Origin of the sequence: Streptomyces sp. NPDC045431, from assembly GCF_040646655.1 — a bacterium.
Classification (GTDB): Bacteria; Actinomycetota; Actinomycetes; order Streptomycetales; family Streptomycetaceae; genus Streptomyces.
In genome coordinates, this window is record NZ_JBEZAQ010000008.1 from 68,565 (window position 1) to 84,165 (window position 15,601).

The following is a 15,601-nucleotide window of genomic DNA, read 5'->3' on the forward strand; positions in this document are numbered from 1 at the left end:
CGTGAACAACGCGGTTGGCGCAGGTGCGGCGCCGGATCCCGGTCGGGGTCCGGCGCCGCACGCATATGCCGCGTCAATTCGCTGACGCAAGCGGCGGACAGGCCGTTTCAGCGCTTTGTCGACAAGGGAACGGCCAAGTCTGGCGCGGTTGTTCGGCTTTTACGTCACAGTTGCATCGTTGCACCCCCGGCAAGTGTGATCATTCCGGGCATCGCACGCGCAACGACCTTGACGCTTGTCTGAAAAGTGGGAAAGCTGACGCGCGGCATGCGCATGTACGGGGGCGTGTGTGATCGGGGGCGACAAGAAGCACGACCCCCAGCGTCCGCTGCCCCGAGCGCTGCTCCACTGACGAATTCAGCTACTGGGGGTAGCAAGCAGATGACCAAGAAGACGCGGGTCCGCGTGGCGCGGATCGCAGCCGGTGCGGTGATTGCCGCCGGCGCGTCCCTGACCGCCGCGGGCGCCGCTTCGGCCGTCGGCGTGGAGGTCAACGTCGCGGGCCTCGGCGCCAGCGCCGAGGTGACCAAGGACGGCGCGGAGATCGGCCTCGGCATCAACGAGGGCGAAGGCGACCCGGGCGGTGTCGGTGACACCACCACGGGTGGCGCGGCCGCTTCGGGCGGTACGGACACCACGGGTGGCGCGGCTGCCTCGGGTGGTACGGACACCACGGGCGGTGCGGCTGCCTCGGGTGGCGCGGCCGCTTCGGGTGGTACGGACACCACGGGCGGCGCCGCCGCCTCGGGTGGTGCCGCCTCCACGGGTGGCGCGGCTGCCTCGGGTGGTACGGACACCACGGGTGGCGCGGCTGCCTCGGGTGGCGCGGCCGCTTCGGGTGGTACGGACACCACGGGCGGCGCGGCCTCAACGGGCGGCGCCGCCGCCTCGGGTGGTGCCGCCTCGACTGGCGGCGCGGCTTCCACGGGCGGCGCGGCCTCGACGGGTGGCGCGGCCTCCACGGGCGGTGCCGCCTCCACGGGTGGCGCGGCCTCCACGGGTGGCGCGGCCTCGACCGGCGGCACCGGCGGCGACCAGGGCGGCTCCACCACCGGCGGCGCGGCCGCGACCGGCGGCTCCACCACCGGTGACGCCGGCAACTGCACCGTCGACCTCGACGGCGCCGAGTGCGCCAACAACACCGACACCGACTCCGCCGGCTCGAAGCCGGTCGAGCAGGGCAAGGCCAAGGAGGAGCTGGCCGAGACCGGCACCGCCGAGACCGGCGGCGAGCTCGCCGAGACCGGCGCCGCCGAGACCACGTTCCTGCTGGTCGGCGCCGCGACGATGATCGCGGGTGGCATCGGCTTCCGCATGCTGCCGCGCCTCGTCGCCGGTGGCCGTACGGCCGTCTGAAACCGGCCGGTAACCCGGTAACGGGATACGACGCAGGAAGGGCCCCGGAAAGCCGCTGAGCGGCCTTCCGGGGCCCTTCCCCTGCCCGGCCGCCACGAGGGGGCCGGGCGAAGCCTTACGCCGTCTGCTGGGCCGTGGCGGCCAGCAGGGCCACCATCGCGACCAGGACGACCAGCAGCGTCAGCAGAGCCGCCGGGCTGAGGCCCCCGAAGGGCCCCTCCTGCTGGAGGCGCTCCCGATTGGCCCGGCAGACGGGGCACCGGCCCTCGCTGACGGGCGCCGCGCAGTTCGCGCATACCAGTCGGTCATAGGTCATGCGCTTTCCTCCTCCCGCGCGGCGGAGCCGCAGACGCGGACTGTGCACAAGTTCTCTCCGCACAACGCTCACGGAAACGCATCCGTTCCCCCTACCACTCTGCCAGGTCCGGCGCATTTAGGCGCGCCCCACCCGGTGAAGGCGGGCGGGGGCGGTCGCGGGGGCGTGGGGGCGCCGGGACAAAAGGTGCAAGGGCCCACGGCGACTGCGCGGGCCGTCGCCGTTCGCGTATGGTCACGCACACCTACTCCCGGCCGACCGTGGTGCACCCGTGATCCGATTCGACAACGTCTCCAAGTCCTATCCGAAGCAGAACCGCCCCGCGCTCAGGGACGTCTCCCTGGAGATCGAGAAGGGCGAGTTCGTCTTCCTGGTGGGGTCCTCGGGCTCCGGCAAGTCCACCTTCCTGCGGCTGCTGCTGCGCGAGGAGCGCGCCAGCCAGGGCACCGTGCACGTCCTCGGCAAGGACCTCGCCCGGCTGTCCAACTGGAAGGTGCCGCACATGCGCCGCCAGCTCGGCACCGTCTTCCAGGACTTCCGGCTCCTGCCCAACAAGACCGTCGCCCAGAACGTGGCGTTCGCCCAGGAGGTCATCGGCAAGCCGCGCGGTGAGATCCGCAAGGCCGTACCCCAGGTGCTCGACCTGGTCGGCCTGGGCGGCAAGGAGGACCGCATGCCCGGCGAGCTGTCGGGCGGTGAGCAGCAGCGCGTGGCCATCGCCCGCGCGTTCGTCAACCGGCCGATGCTGCTGATCGCCGACGAGCCGACCGGAAACCTGGACCCGCAGACCTCCGTCGGCATCATGAAGCTGCTGGACCGGATCAACCGCACCGGTACGACGGTGGTCATGGCCACCCACGACCAGAACATCGTCGACCAGATGCGCAAGCGCGTCATCGAGCTCGAGCAGGGCCGTCTCGTACGCGACCAGGCGCGCGGCGTCTACGGCTACCAGCACTGAGCACCAGCGCCAAGACGGCAAGAAAGGCTGAACGCACGCGATGCGCGCCCAGTTCGTACTCTCGGAGATCGGTGTCGGCCTCCGTCGCAATCTCACGATGACGTTCGCCGTCATCGTCTCCGTGGCCCTGTCACTCGCGCTCTTCGGCGGTGCGCTGCTCATGCGCGAGCAGGTCAGCGTGATGAAGGACTTCTGGTACGACAAGGTCAACGTCTCCATCTTCCTCTGCAACAAGAACGACGCGGAGACCGGTGACACCTGCGCCAAGGGCGCCGTCACCGCGCAGCAGAGGGAGGAGATCAAGACCGACCTCGAGAAGATGGACATCGTCGACACGGTCCACCACGAGACCGCCGACGAGGCGTACAAGCACTACAAGGACCAGTACGGCGACACCGCCATCGCCAGCATCATCACGCCCGACCAGATGCAGGAGTCGTACCGGGTCAAGCTCAAGGACCCGGAGAAGTACCAGGTGGTGGCCACGGCGTTCGCGGGGCGGGCGGGGGTGCACTCCGTCCAGGACCAGCGCGGCATCCTGGAGAACCTCTTCAACATGATGAAGGGCATGAACGTCGCGGCCCTGTGCGTCATGGGCCTGATGCTCGTCATCGCGCTGATGCTGATCGTCAACACCGTGCGGGTGTCGGCGTTCAGCAGGCGCCGTGAGACGGGCATCATGCGGCTGGTCGGCGCCTCCAGCTTCTACATCCAGATGCCGTTCATCATGGAGGCCGCCGTCGCGGGCCTGCTGGGCGGTGTGGTCGCCTGCGTCCTGCTGGTGGTGGGCCGGTACTTCCTGATCGACGCGGGGCTCCGGCTCGCCGAGTCCATGCCGCTGGTCAACTTCATCGGCTGGGACGCGGTGTTCGCGGTGCTGCCGTTCGTCGTGGTCATCGGCCTGCTGATGCCGTCCCTGGCTGCTGCCATAGCGTTGCGCAAGTACCTGAAGGTGTGACGATTGCCCCGGGGCGCCGTGCGGTCAACCACCGTACGGCGCCCTTCGCTTGTCCTAGAGTGGGCGCCATGCTGGGCCCCGAGTTCTGTACCCGGCCCCGCGGCGCACGCAGCCGCGGGGCGGCCCTGACATTCGTCTTCGCCACCGTCGTCGCCACCGCCGCGGTCACCAACTGCCTTCCGCGCGACGAGGAGCGCACGCGCGAGCCGCTGCCCGCGGCGCGCGCCGCCTCGCCCGCCACCGTCGACCGGGAGGAGCTCGACCGCGCGGCGCGCGAGGCCATGGCGGACGGCAAGTCCGCCACCAAGGCCGCCCAGGAGGTCGTCAGCCGCAGCGGCGACCGGTGGGGCGCGGTGTACGACCGGCGGGAGTACGAGGAGTTCGAGCAGGCCCTCGACGGCGCGTACACCGGCGTCGGCCTGTCGGCACGGCGCGACGAGGACGGCCGGGTCGAGGTGGCCCGCGTCCAGCCCGGCGGCCCCGCCGCCAAGGCCGGCCTGAAACCGGGCGACCGCCTCCGTACCGTCGACGGCCGCCCGGTGCGGGGCCGCTCCGTCTCCGAGGTCGTCGCCCTGCTGCGCGGCGCCGCCGGTACGCCCGTGGTCCTCGGCCTGGAGCGCGGCACACGCGCGTGGACCGAGACGCTGCGCCGCGCGCGGCTGGCCACCGAGGACGTCACCGTCCAGCGGCTCGGTGACGGCGCCGCACGGGTCGTACGGATCAAGGTGGCCGCCTTCACCAAGGGCACGGGCGAGCGGGTGCGGCGGGCGGTGCGCGAGGCACCCGACGGCGCCGGCGTCGTACTGGACCTGCGCGGCAGCAGTGGGGGCCTGGTCTCCGAGGCGGTCTCCGTCGCGTCCGCGTTCCTGGACGGCGGGCTGGTCGCCACGTACGACGTCCACGGTGAGGAGAAGGCGCTCTACGCCCAGCCGGGCGGCGATACGCGTCGGCCCCTGGTGGCGCTCGTCGACGGCGGCACCATGAGCGCGGCCGAGCTCCTGGCCGGCGCCCTCCAGGACCGCGGCCGCGCGGTGACGGTGGGCACCCGGACCTTCGGAAAGGGCTCCGTACAGATGCCGAACCGGCTGCCGGACGGGTCCGTCGCCGAGCTGACCGTCGGCCACTACCGCACCCCCGCCGGGCACGCCGTGGACGGGCGGGGCATCACCCCCGACGTGACGGCGGCCGAGGGCGTGGAGGAGCGGGCGCGCACGGTATTGAGTGGCCTCGGCACCACCTCGTAGTGCGAAAATGGCCGCACTATGGCTAAGGAAAAAGGGCGCAAGCTGATCGCGCAGAACAAGAAGGCGCGGCACGACTACCACATCCTGGACACCTACGAGTGCGGTCTGGTGCTGACCGGCACCGAGGTGAAGTCGCTGCGCCAGGGGCGGGCCTCGCTGGTGGACGGCTTCGTACAGATCGACGGCCACGAGGCGTGGCTGCACAACGTCCACGTGCCGGAGTACAGCCAGGGCACCTGGACCAACCACTCCGCGCGGCGCAAGCGGAAGCTGCTGCTGCACCGCGTCGAGATCGACAAGCTGGAGTCCAAGTCCCAGGAGACCGGTCACACGATCGTCCCCCTGGTGCTGTACTTCAAGGACGGGCGGGCGAAGGTCGAGATCGCCCTGGCAAGGGGCAAGAAGGAGTACGACAAGCGCCAGACGCTCCGCGAGAAGCAGGACCGCCGCGAGGCGGAACGCGCGATGTCCGCGGTCCGGCGCCGCCAGCGCGGCCGAAGCGAGTGACGCGCGTCACAGGGTGCGGGAAATAAGCTGGCACCGTCCGGCGTTGATCCCGTACGATGGCACTTGCCTCTCACGGCAGGGGCGCAGATTGAAAAATCAACATGGGGATGATCGGTTTCGACAGCGGCTGTCGAAGCAGGGGAAGCGTGTCGAGGAAGCGGCAATGATCTCGTAAACCATATGTCGCAACCAATAATCGCCAACACCAAGCGCGATTCCTTCGCCCTCGCTGCCTAAGTAGCGACTCGCGAAGTGTCAGCCCGGGGCTGTTCCCGACCCGGATCCTGGCATCAGCTAGGGAACTAAACCTCTAGGCCCGGTCACGGGGTCTAGAGGGAAACCAAACAGTGACTGAGCCCGTCGGAGACTTGTCCGCGTGATCTCCGGGGCCGAGAAAAGCGCAGCGGACTGCACACGGAGAAGCCCTGATTCTGCACCGTTGGACGCGGGTTCGATTCCCGCCATCTCCACTCGCCGGAGCCCCGGGGGCACGCGCCCCCGGACCCCGACATCCCATGTGGGCAAAGGCCCGGCCGTCGTCATGACGGCCGGGCCTTCGTCATGTCCGGCGCCGTCCGTCCCGGCCGGCAGCGGCGATCACTGGTGATCAGCGGCGATTCGAGGCCAGTGCCAGCAGCAGCGCCAGGCCCGCCGAGGCGAGCGGGACCGTGTACGCCGTCGTCGCGCCGGCGTGTTCGATCGTCCAGCCGCCGGTCGCCGAGCCCGCGGCTATGCCGCCCAGCAGGGCCGTCACGGCCAGGGTCATGCCCTCGTTCAGCTGCCCGGCCGGGGTCAGGCGCTGCACCAGGGTCATGCCCGTCACCATCGTCGGGGCCGTCGCCATGCCCGCCAGCAGCAGGGCGCCCGCCAGTGCGAGCAGCGAGCCCGTGCCGGCCGCCGCGAGCAGGGGCAGGGACATCAGGGCCGTCATCGCGGCGAGGCAGGCGAGCAGCCGGCGCCGGGCGCCGCCGGCGGGGGCCGCCATCGAGCCGTAGGCCAGGCCCGCCATGCACGAGCCGGCCGCCTGGAGCGCCAGCACGACGCCGGCCGACGGGCCGTCCACGAAGGCGAGCGTGACGACCTCCATCGACCCGAAGACCGCGCCCGTCGCCAGGAACACCGCCAGCAGGGCGGGCATGCCGGGCGTACGCAGCGGGGTGCGGGGCCCGCGCCCGGTGCGCGGTGTGACGGGCGGCTCGGTGCCGCGCTGCGCCGCGAAGAGCAGGACGCCCGCGACCAGCAGCACCGTGCCGGTCAGGGTGCCCGCCTCCGGGAACAGCGCGGCGCACAGGAAGGCCGCCAGGACCGGGCCCAGCATGAAGCACAGCTCGTCGGCGGCCTGCTCGAAGGCGTTCGCGGTGTGCACGGTGGCCGGGTCGTCCCGGTACAGGTGGGCCCAGCGCGCGCGGGACATGCCGCCGGTGTTGGGCATCGTCGCGGTGGCGGCGTACGCGGCGAACAGCGTCCAGGCGGGCGCGTGGACGTGGACGCACGCCATCATGGTGAGCTGCCCGAGGGCGGCCACCAGGGTGGCGGGCACCGCGACGCGCGCCTGCCCGTACCGGTCGACGAGCCGCGCCGTGAACGGTGCGACGACCGCCGTGGCGGCGAGACCGGTCGCGGTGACGGCCCCGGCGAGGGCGTACGAACCGTAGGCTCCGGCGATCATGATGACGGCGCTCACGCTGAACATGCCCATGGGCAGCCGGGCGATCAGGTTGCCGGCGGTGAACGCGCGCGTGCCGGGCAGCGCGAAGAGCCGGGCGTATCGCTGCAGGGGACGGGCTGTCGGGGTGGTGGTCTGCGGCATGGTGTGAGCCTCACCGCCACCGGGTGCGGCGGTCCAACACCTGATGGGGACCCATTGACGCACCTGCGTTGTAAATTCGGCGCGTGGCCCATGACATAGACCCGCGCCTCCTGCGCGCCTTCGTCGCCGTCGCCGACGAGCTCCACTTCACCCGCGCCGCCGCCCGGCTGTACGTCGCCCAGCAGGCGCTGAGCCGGGACATCCGGCGGCTGGAGCGGGAGTTGGGCACCGAGCTGTTCGTGCGGACCACGCGGCAGGTGGCGCTCACCGGGGACGGCGAACGGCTGGTGCCGTACGCGCAGGCCGTGCTCGCGGCGTACGACGAGCTGGGCGCGGCCTTCGTGGACGAGGCGCGGCCGCTGCTCGTCGACCTCAACAGCGACGGGATGATCACCGGCAGGGTCCTCGCGCGCGCCCGCGAACTGGCACCCCACTGCGAACTGATGGCCCGGTTCGAGAGCGGGCTGACCGGCGCCGCCGCCAAGATCCTGACCGGCGGGCTGGACGCGTCCTTCGGGCGGTTCGCGGGCCTGGAGCCCGCCGTCCGCGCCCGGCTGTCGGCGCAGCCCGTGCGCTACGAGCCGATGGCCGTGCTCGTACCGGAGGACCACACCCTCGCCGAGCGCGCCGAGGTGGAGGTGGCGGAGCTGGCCGGGGAGTTCGTGTACGCGGGGGCGGGCAATCCCGGGACCCGGGAGTGGACCGACCTGGCCGAGCGGCTGTTCGAGGGCCGGGGCGTGAAGATCGCGCCACCGGCACCCGTGGCCATCGGCCACGAGGAGTTCCGCCGCGTGATGGAGAAGCACCGCACACCCGTGCTGGTCGGCGTGGACTTCCCGGTCATGCCGGGCACGGTGCTGCGGCCGCTCGTCCGCCCCGTACCGCTCTCGCCCGTCTCCCTGGTGTGGCGCAGGGGCCTGAAGCACCCGGGCGTGGAGGCGCTGCGCGCGGCGGCCGCCGACCTCGCCGAGCGGGAGGAATGGCTGAACAGGCCCCCCGGTTCCTGGCTCCCCGAGGAGGATTTGTTGCAGATGTGCACCAGGAAATGAGAGGCGGACGCGACGGTCACAGGCGTGCGCTACATTCATGACTCAGGTGCGACGTGGGAGGGAGCACCTCGACAGGGTGGGGGCCCGGCGCGGGAGTGGTACCGGCCGGTCGCGTACGCACTCTGTTCCGGCTCCATGGGGGATGTGCGTACAGCAGTGGAAAATTGGCGAGAAAACACCTCCGGCGGGCAGGCGAACGGCGCGCGCGGCGACTCGTACGACGACGCCATCACCAGCGCCTACCCCGGCGCCTACCGTGACCCGTTCGACGAACCCTTCGACCGGCCGTACCCGTCCCGCGACGATGACGAGCAGGCGTACACCCAGCCGCTGCAGCGGTCGTTCGACATGACGGTCCAGCTGGACCAGCTGGACCAGCTGGACCAGCTGGACCAGCTGGACCAGCCGGTCCTCCCGGGCGCCGCCGCCCAGGCCGCGGGCGTCCACCCCACGGACATGACGGTGCAACTGGACCGGCTGGAAGAGCCGGGGCACCTGGACCGGCCCGTACGGCCCGTACGGCCGGTGCGACCGGCTGCCGAGGGAGCCGCGAGCGACACCGCGCCGCTCCTCACCGCGATACCCACCTCCGGCGCCGCCGCACCGGAGCCCTCCGACGGGCCCGTCTTCGTCGACGAGAGCGGCCGCCGCAGTAAGAAGCTCCGCCGGCTCGGGTGGGTGGTGGCCGCGGCCTGCGCCGTGTACGCCGTCACGCTCGGTGTCGCCGTCATAGGTGGCAACTCGAGCGCGCCCTGGCTCCTCATACCCGGCCCGGCCAACGAAGAGAAGGCCGACACCACCAAGGTCGTCCCGACCGCCTCCACCAGCCCCGGCGCGGACACCGCTCCGGACGCCGCCCCCAGCGCCCCCGCCCCCACCGGCTCCACCGGCCCGGACACCCCGCGGCCCGCCACCACCTCCGAGGACGGCGCCCCGGCCGAGCCGGCGGCCCCCAACCCCTCCGCCTCGTCGACGACCGCACCCGGCACGGGCACCGGCCGTCCCGCCGACATGCCCGGCACGGTGGAGGAGACGGCCCCGCCCGCGCCCAGCGAGGGCGTGCCCGCGCCACCGGAGAACCCCACGCCGGAGCCGGACGTTCCCGCGGACACTCCGCCGACAGACCCGACGCAAGAACCGACCGAACCGCCGGTCGAAGAGAGTGACGGCCAGCCGATGGCCGCGGAAGGCACACAGTAAATGACATCGTCAGGCAGACGGCGCGTGAAGCAGGCGCGCGCCGTCCGACGCAGGCTGCCCATGCGCTATCTCCTGCCCTCCGTCCTGCTGGTCGCGCTCTTCGCGATGCTGATGCTGCGCGGCTACGTGCACAACGAGATCCGGCCCGACCACCGGATCCGGCTCCTCGAAGACCGTGACAAGGTGCCGTCCGCCATGCACAAGGGCGGACCGGTCATCGACGCGCGGAACCCGGAGAAGCCGGTCAGCCTGAACGTCCCCGACGACAAGATCGTGCTGACCTTCGACGACGGGCCCGACCCCGTCTGGACCCCCAAGGTCCTCGACCAGCTGAAGAAGCACGACGCCCGCGCGGTCTTCTTCGTCACCGGCGCCATGACCGCCCGCCACCCCGAGCTGGTCGAGCGGATGGTCGCCGAAGGCCACGAGGTGGGCCTGCACACCTTCAACCACCCCGACCTGTCCCTGCAGTCCCCGGAGCGCATCGACTGGGAGCTGTCCCAGAACCAGATGGCGCTCGCCGGAGCGGCGGGCGTCCGCTCCTCCCTGTTCCGCGCGCCGTACTCCAACTTCGTATGGCACCTGGACAACAAGAACTGGGACCTGATCAAGCACGTCGGCGGCCGCGGCTACATCGCCGCCTTCAACGACACCGACAGCCACGACTGGCGGCGCCAGGGCGTCGACACGATCATCAAGAACGCCACGCCGAAGCCCGGCAAGGGCGCGATCGTGCTCATGCACGACTCCGGCGGCAACCGCGAGCAGACCGTCGCCGCGCTCGGCCGCTTCCTCCCCGCGCAGAAGGCCAAGGGCTACGAGTTCACCACCCTCACCCAGGCGCTCGGAGCGCCCAGCGCCCACACCGAGGTCAGCGGTACGGAGCTGTGGAAGGGCAAGGCGTTCGTCTACGCCGTCGGCATCTCCGAGAACGTCACCACCATCCTGGTGAGCGGCCTCGCCGTCGTCGGCGCCCTCGTCATCGGGCGCTTCGGACTCATGCTCGTCCTCGCCTTCACGCACGCGCGCAAGGTGCGCCGCCGCGACTTCCGCTGGGGCGCTCCGGTCACCGAACCGGTCACGGTGCTGGTCCCGGCGTACAACGAGAAGGAGTGCATCGAGAACACCGTGCGCTCCCTGATGGCGAGCGACCACCCGGTCGAGGTCATCGTCATCGACGACGGATCGTCGGACGGGACCGCCGACATCGTCGAGCGCATGGGGCTGCCCAACGTCCACGTCGTACGGCAGATCAACTCCGGCAAGCCCGCCGCCCTCAACAACGGCATCGCCCACGCCAGTCACGACATCATCGTGATGATGGACGGCGACACGGTCTTCGAGCCGTCCACCGTCCGCGAGCTGGTCCAGCCCTTCGGCGACCCGCGCGTCGGCGCCGTCGCGGGCAACGCCAAGGTCGGCAACCGCGACACCCTGATCGGCGCCTGGCAGCACATCGAGTACGTGATGGGCTTCAACCTCGACCGCCGCATGTACGACGTGCTGCGCTGCATGCCCACCATCCCCGGCGCGGTCGGGGCCTTCCGCCGCACCGCGCTGGAGCGGGTCGGCGGCATGAGCGAGGACACCCTCGCCGAGGACACGGACATCACCATGGCCATCCACCGCGACGGCTGGCACGTCGTGTACGCGGAGAACGCCCGCGCCTGGACCGAGGCCCCCGAGTCCGTCCAGCAGCTCTGGTCGCAGCGCTACCGCTGGAGCTACGGCACCATGCAGGCCATCTGGAAGCACCGCGGAGCCGTGTTCGACCGGGGACCGTCGGGCCGCTTCGGCCGGGTCGGCCTGCCGCTGGTGTCGCTCTTCATGGTGATCACGCCGCTGCTCGCCCCGCTCATCGACGTCTTCCTCCTGTACGGCCTGGTCTTCGGCCCCACCGGCAAGACGATCACGGCGTGGCTGGGCGTCCTGCTGGTGCAGGCGGTGTGCGCGGCGTACGCCTTCCGGCTCGACAAGGAGAAGATGACCCACCTCATCTCCCTCCCGCTCCAGCAGATCCTCTACCGGCAGCTGATGTACGTCGTGCTGCTGCAGTCCTGGATCACCGCGCTCACCGGCGGCCGGCTGCGCTGGCAGAAGCTGCGCCGCACGGGAGCCGTGGGGGCGCCGATCTCCATCCCCACGCAGCGCGGCTCCTCCCCCAGTGACGATCGGAGCCCGGTCGCATGACGAACGGCTACCCCGGAGGCGCTCAGGGCGGGTCGTACGACGAGTCTTACGACGGGCCGTACGACGGGCCTTACGACGCCGCGCCGTACGACAGGCCGTACGACGCCCCCGTCAGCGGCGGGTACCAGCCTCCGTACGACGGGCGGTTCGACGCACCGTCCCCGGCGGCGTCCTACGACTGGGCCGGGCCCGCCCACGCGACGCTGCCCCAGCCCCAGCCCCCGGCCCCGGCCCCGGCTCCGGACCCGTTCCCGGACTGGTTCGCGCCGTCCGGCGCGGCAACCGCCACCGAACCGGACCCGGTTCCCGCCCCGGACTCCGCCCCGGCTCCCGGAGTCGAGCCCGAAGCCGCGCCGAAGGCGGGCGGCGGCCGCGACCGGTACTTCGATCTGCTGAGGGCCCTCGCCCTCTTCCGGGTCGTGCTCTACCACCTCACCGGCTGGATGTGGCTGCCCCTGCTCTTCCCGTCGATGGGCGTCATGTTCGCCCTCGCGGGCAACCTGATGGCGCGCTCCCTCAAGCGCCCGCCGGTGCAGGTCATCAGGGGTCGTGTCCGCAGGCTCCTGCCCCCGCTGTGGGCCGCCGGTGCCATCGGTGTGACCGGCATGCTCGTCCAGGGCTGGGGCCCGGCGGAGGGCGAGGACACCCTCACCTGGTGGCTGGAGCTGCTGTTCTGGATCCTGCCGCTCAGCGACCCGCCGAACGCCGCCGAGCTGGCCGGTGTGCCCGGCATCCTGCCCGGCACGTGGGCCGAGCCCTTCGCCGGCCCCCTGTGGTACATCCGCGCCTACCTCTGGTTCGTGCTCCTCTCGCCGCTCTTCCTCGCCGCCCTGCGCAAGCAGCCCTGGCCGACGATCGCGGCGCCGCTCGCCCTGATGGCCGCGCTGAACTTCGGCTACCTGGAGGCCGGCGAGTCGATCGCGCCCATCCTGTACGGCATCGGCGAGTTCGGCGCCTGCTGGATCCTGGGCATGGCCCACCAACTCGGGGTCCTGAAGCGCCTGCCCGGCTACGTCATCCCCTCCGTCGCACCGTTCATCATGGGCCTCGGCCTCTGGTGGGCCGTGGACCACGGGCTGAGCGCCGAGAACCAGCTCGGCAACATGCCGTTCGCCTCCGCCTTCTGGGGCCTGGGCTTCGTCCTGCTGCTGCTGCACTTCAGCCCGTCGTGGTCCGAGTGGCCGCGCCCGCTGCGGCGGTTCGACGGTGCCGTCACGCTGCTCAACGCGCGTGCGGTCATGGTCTACCTCTGGCACAACGTCTGCATCGCCATCGCCGTGACGATGTGGAACCGGCTGTGGTCGCTGGAGGTGATGTGGCGGGACCTGCCCTGGCTGATGAACAGCCCGTGGCCGACCCTGATCTTCAGCTGGTCGCTGATCGCCTACTGCATCCTGATGTTCGGCTGGCTGGAGGACGTGGCCGCCAAACGGCGCCCGAGGCTCTGGCCGTCGGGCGCGGGCACGGGCGCGGCTACGGGAGCCGGAGCAGGTACAGGCATGGGTACGGGAGCGGCGTCGCGTCGCGGGAAGGGGCGTGACGCATGAGAGTGCGTGCCAGATGGATGCTCTTCGCGGTGGCCCCGCTCCTCGGCCTCACGATCTTCGTCTCCACCCCGACCCCGAAGCCGGAGGCCCAGCAGGCCGCCGGCCAGTCGGAGAGCCAGGGCGCGGCCAAACGCGCCGAGGAGGAGCTGGAGTCCGCCGAGGACCTCCTCGCCAAGCTGCCGCCCGGGCTCGCCGCCGCGGACAAGAAGGAGCTGGCCCACCAGATCCTCGGCTCGTCCATGAACTCCACGAAGGACTGGCGCACGCTGTACGGCCACATCGCCGACAGCGACGACGGCGACGGCTACTGCGGGGGCGTGATCGGCTTCTGCTCGGGCACCAAGGACATGCGCATCCTGGTCGAGTCGTACACCAAGGAGCACCCGGACAACGCCCTGGCCGCGTACCTGCCCGCGCTGCGGGCGGTCGACGGCACGGACTCGCGCGAGGGCCTGGGCACCGCCTTCATGGACGCCTGGCAGCGGGAGAGCGAGAAGCGGGCCTTCCGCGACGCCCAGGACGAGATCCGCGACACCATGTACTTCAAGCCGGCGGTCGACCTCGCGAAGCTGGACGGCCTGGGGACGCTCGGACAGTTCGTCTACTACGACGCGATGGTCTTCCACGGCCCGGGCATCGACGAGAACGGCTTCTACGAGATCCGCGAGCGCGTGCGGGCGGCGACCAAGACCGCGTCCGAGGGCGGGGACGAGAAGGCCTACCTGAACGCCTTCCTGGACGCCTGCCGCACGGCGATGCTCGCGTCGAAGTCCGACCAGGACACCAGCCGCATCGACACGGCCCAGCGCGCCTTCCTGCGCGACGGCAACCTCTCGCTGAAGACGCCCCTGGTCTGGCGGATGTACGGGGAGACGTTCCGGGCGCCGTGAACCGCGCCACCGCGACCGCTCTCCTCACCGCCGCCCTCCGCGCCAGGTGAGAGCAAGGTTTCAGCCCGGTCACGTCCTATGACCGGGCTGAAACGCATCCTCCCTAGCGTCGGGTCCTGACGGGATTCAGGCAGGCAGGACCTGACAGCAGCGGAGGTACGCGATGCGCGGCCGGTGGATCGAGCGGTGGGACCCCGAGGACGAGACCTTCTGGCGGGAGGAGGGGGAGCGGGTCGCCCGGCGCAACCTGTACTTCTCCGTCTTCTCCGAGCACATCGGGTTCTCGGTGTGGACGCTGTGGTCGGTGATGGTCCTCTTCATGGGCCCGGAGTACGGGATCGACCCGGCCGGGAAGTTCTTCCTGATCGCGGTGGCGACGCTGGTCGGCGCGGTGATCCGCATCCCCTACACCTTCGCCGTCGCCCGCTTCGGCGGCCGCAACTGGACGGTCTTCAGCGCACTGCTGCTCCTGCTGCCGACGGGCGCGGCGTTCGCGGTGATGGAGCCGGGGACCTCGTACACCACCTTCCTCCTCGTCGCCGCACTCACGGGGGTCGGGGGCGGCAACTTCGCCTCCTCCATGACGAACATCAACGCCTTCTTCCCGCTCCACCGCAAGGGCTGGGCCCTCGGCCTGAACGCGGGCGGCGGCAACATCGGCGTGCCCGTCGTCCAGCTCGTCGGCCTGCTGGTCATCGGTGTCGCCGGCGCGGCCCACCCCAGGATCGTGCTCGGCGTGTACATCCCGCTGATCGTCGTCGCCGCCGTCTGCGCCGCGCTGTACATGGACAACCTGGCGCCCGTGAAGAACGACACCGGCGCCGTCAAGGAGGCCGTCCGGGCCCCGCACACCTGGATCCTGGCGTTCCTCTACATCGGCTGCTTCGGCTCCTTCATCGGCTACAGCTTCGCCTTCGGGCTCGTCCTCCAGACGCAGTTCGGCCGTACGCCGCTCCAGGCCGCGTCCCTCACCTTCCTCGGGCCGCTCCTCGGCTCGCTGATCCGCCCCTTCGGCGGGTCCCTCGCCGACCGGCACGGCGGTGCCCGCATCACCCTGACGACCTTCGCCGGCATGGCGGCAGCCACCGGGGTCGTCGTCTACGCCTCGGTCACGGAGTCGCTCCCCGTCTTCCTGGTCGGCTTCACCGCGCTCTTCGTGCTCAGCGGCATCGGCAACGGCTCCACGTTCAAGATGATCCCTGCGGTCTTCACGCGGAAGGCGTACGGGCTCGGGCTCGCGAACGAGGAGGCCGACGCGTACGGGCGCCGGCTCTCCGGCGCCGCGATGGGCCTGATCGGAGCGGTCGGCGCGATCGGCGGGCTCGGCATCAACCTCGCCTTCCGCCAGTCCTTCCAGGCGGGCGGCACCGGCACCGCGGCCTTCGTCGCCTTCCTCGCCTACTACGCGGCCTGCCTGGCCGTCACCTGGGCGGTATACCTTCGCCGTCCGGCCGAGGTCCCGGCGCAGCGGCAGCTCAGCTACTCCGAGGTGTGAGCGGGACATGACTGCCGGGGACGTCCGTAACGGGGGAGAAATCTCGGCGAACCAGGACCGTCACGCACCCTTGCCACC

Annotated in this window: 13 protein-coding genes and 1 other RNA gene; 12 read left to right on the forward strand and 2 right to left on the reverse strand. The window is 71.2% G+C overall.

The window, feature by feature from the left end:
- Positions 1-381: 381 nt before the first annotated feature.
- Entirely contained in the window at positions 382-1,356 is a 975-nt protein-coding gene (locus tag AB0A69_RS18790; RefSeq protein WP_361422662.1) for a hypothetical protein, read from the forward strand.
- Positions 1,357-1,471: 115 nt separating this feature from the next.
- Here AB0A69_RS18790 and AB0A69_RS18795 read toward each other — a convergent pair whose 3' ends face one another.
- Positions 1,472-1,672, reverse strand: a complete 201-nt coding sequence (locus tag AB0A69_RS18795; protein WP_355363494.1) for a hypothetical protein — start codon at positions 1,670-1,672, stop codon at positions 1,472-1,474.
- A gap of 271 nt (positions 1,673-1,943) precedes the next feature.
- On the opposite strand from AB0A69_RS18795, the gene ftsE reads away from it, so the two are divergent.
- The 5 genes from ftsE (at position 1,944) to ssrA (ending at position 5,815) form a co-directional block, all read left to right on the forward strand.
- On the forward strand, positions 1,944-2,633 hold the full coding sequence (gene ftsE, locus AB0A69_RS18800; protein ID WP_355363492.1) for a cell division ATP-binding protein FtsE: 690 nt from the start codon (positions 1,944-1,946) through the stop codon (positions 2,631-2,633).
- A gap of 40 nt (positions 2,634-2,673) precedes the next feature.
- A complete protein-coding gene (ftsX, locus tag AB0A69_RS18805; RefSeq protein WP_361422665.1) occupies positions 2,674-3,591 on the forward strand; it encodes a permease-like cell division protein FtsX in 918 nt (305 codons plus the stop codon).
- Between the two features lie 68 nt (positions 3,592-3,659).
- Complete coding sequence (locus AB0A69_RS18810) at positions 3,660-4,835, forward strand: S41 family peptidase (protein WP_361422668.1); 1,176 nt, start codon at positions 3,660-3,662, stop codon at positions 4,833-4,835.
- A gap of 18 nt (positions 4,836-4,853) precedes the next feature.
- Complete coding sequence (gene smpB, locus AB0A69_RS18815; protein WP_361422671.1) at positions 4,854-5,342, forward strand: SsrA-binding protein SmpB; 489 nt, start codon at positions 4,854-4,856, stop codon at positions 5,340-5,342.
- Between the two features lie 103 nt (positions 5,343-5,445).
- Positions 5,446-5,815: a transfer-messenger RNA gene (gene ssrA / locus AB0A69_RS18820) on the forward strand.
- 134 nt (positions 5,816-5,949) lie between these two features.
- On the opposite strand, the gene AB0A69_RS18825 is transcribed toward ssrA, so the two are convergent.
- Positions 5,950-7,152, reverse strand: a complete 1,203-nt coding sequence (locus AB0A69_RS18825) for an MFS transporter (RefSeq protein ID WP_361422674.1) — start codon at positions 7,150-7,152, stop codon at positions 5,950-5,952.
- 83 nt (positions 7,153-7,235) lie between these two features.
- Here AB0A69_RS18825 and AB0A69_RS18830 point away from each other — a divergent pair, with 83 nt between their 5' ends.
- The 6 genes from AB0A69_RS18830 to AB0A69_RS18855 all read left to right on the forward strand — a co-directional run bounded on the left by AB0A69_RS18830 (position 7,236) and on the right by AB0A69_RS18855 (position 15,523).
- Positions 7,236-8,201, forward strand: coding sequence for a LysR family transcriptional regulator (locus AB0A69_RS18830; RefSeq protein WP_361422677.1), 966 nt, complete (start codon positions 7,236-7,238; stop codon positions 8,199-8,201).
- A 144-nt stretch (positions 8,202-8,345) separates the two neighbouring features.
- Complete coding sequence (locus AB0A69_RS18835) at positions 8,346-9,401, forward strand: hypothetical protein (RefSeq protein ID WP_361422680.1); 1,056 nt, start codon at positions 8,346-8,348, stop codon at positions 9,399-9,401.
- A gap of 60 nt (positions 9,402-9,461) precedes the next feature.
- Positions 9,462-11,591, forward strand: coding sequence for a bifunctional polysaccharide deacetylase/glycosyltransferase family 2 protein (locus AB0A69_RS18840; protein ID WP_361423186.1), 2,130 nt, complete (start codon positions 9,462-9,464; stop codon positions 11,589-11,591).
- On the forward strand, positions 11,588-13,138 hold the full coding sequence (locus tag AB0A69_RS18845) for an acyltransferase (protein ID WP_361422683.1): 1,551 nt from the start codon (positions 11,588-11,590) through the stop codon (positions 13,136-13,138). The genes AB0A69_RS18840 and AB0A69_RS18845 overlap by 4 nt, the downstream gene beginning before the upstream one ends.
- Complete coding sequence (locus AB0A69_RS18850) at positions 13,135-14,028, forward strand: chitosanase (protein WP_361422686.1); 894 nt, start codon at positions 13,135-13,137, stop codon at positions 14,026-14,028. The genes AB0A69_RS18845 and AB0A69_RS18850 overlap by 4 nt, the downstream gene beginning before the upstream one ends.
- 163 nt (positions 14,029-14,191) lie before the next feature.
- Positions 14,192-15,523: a nitrate/nitrite transporter gene (locus AB0A69_RS18855; RefSeq protein WP_361422689.1), complete on the forward strand. Its 1,332-nt coding sequence runs from the start codon at positions 14,192-14,194 to the stop codon at positions 15,521-15,523.
- The last annotated feature ends 78 nt before the right edge of the window (positions 15,524-15,601 follow it).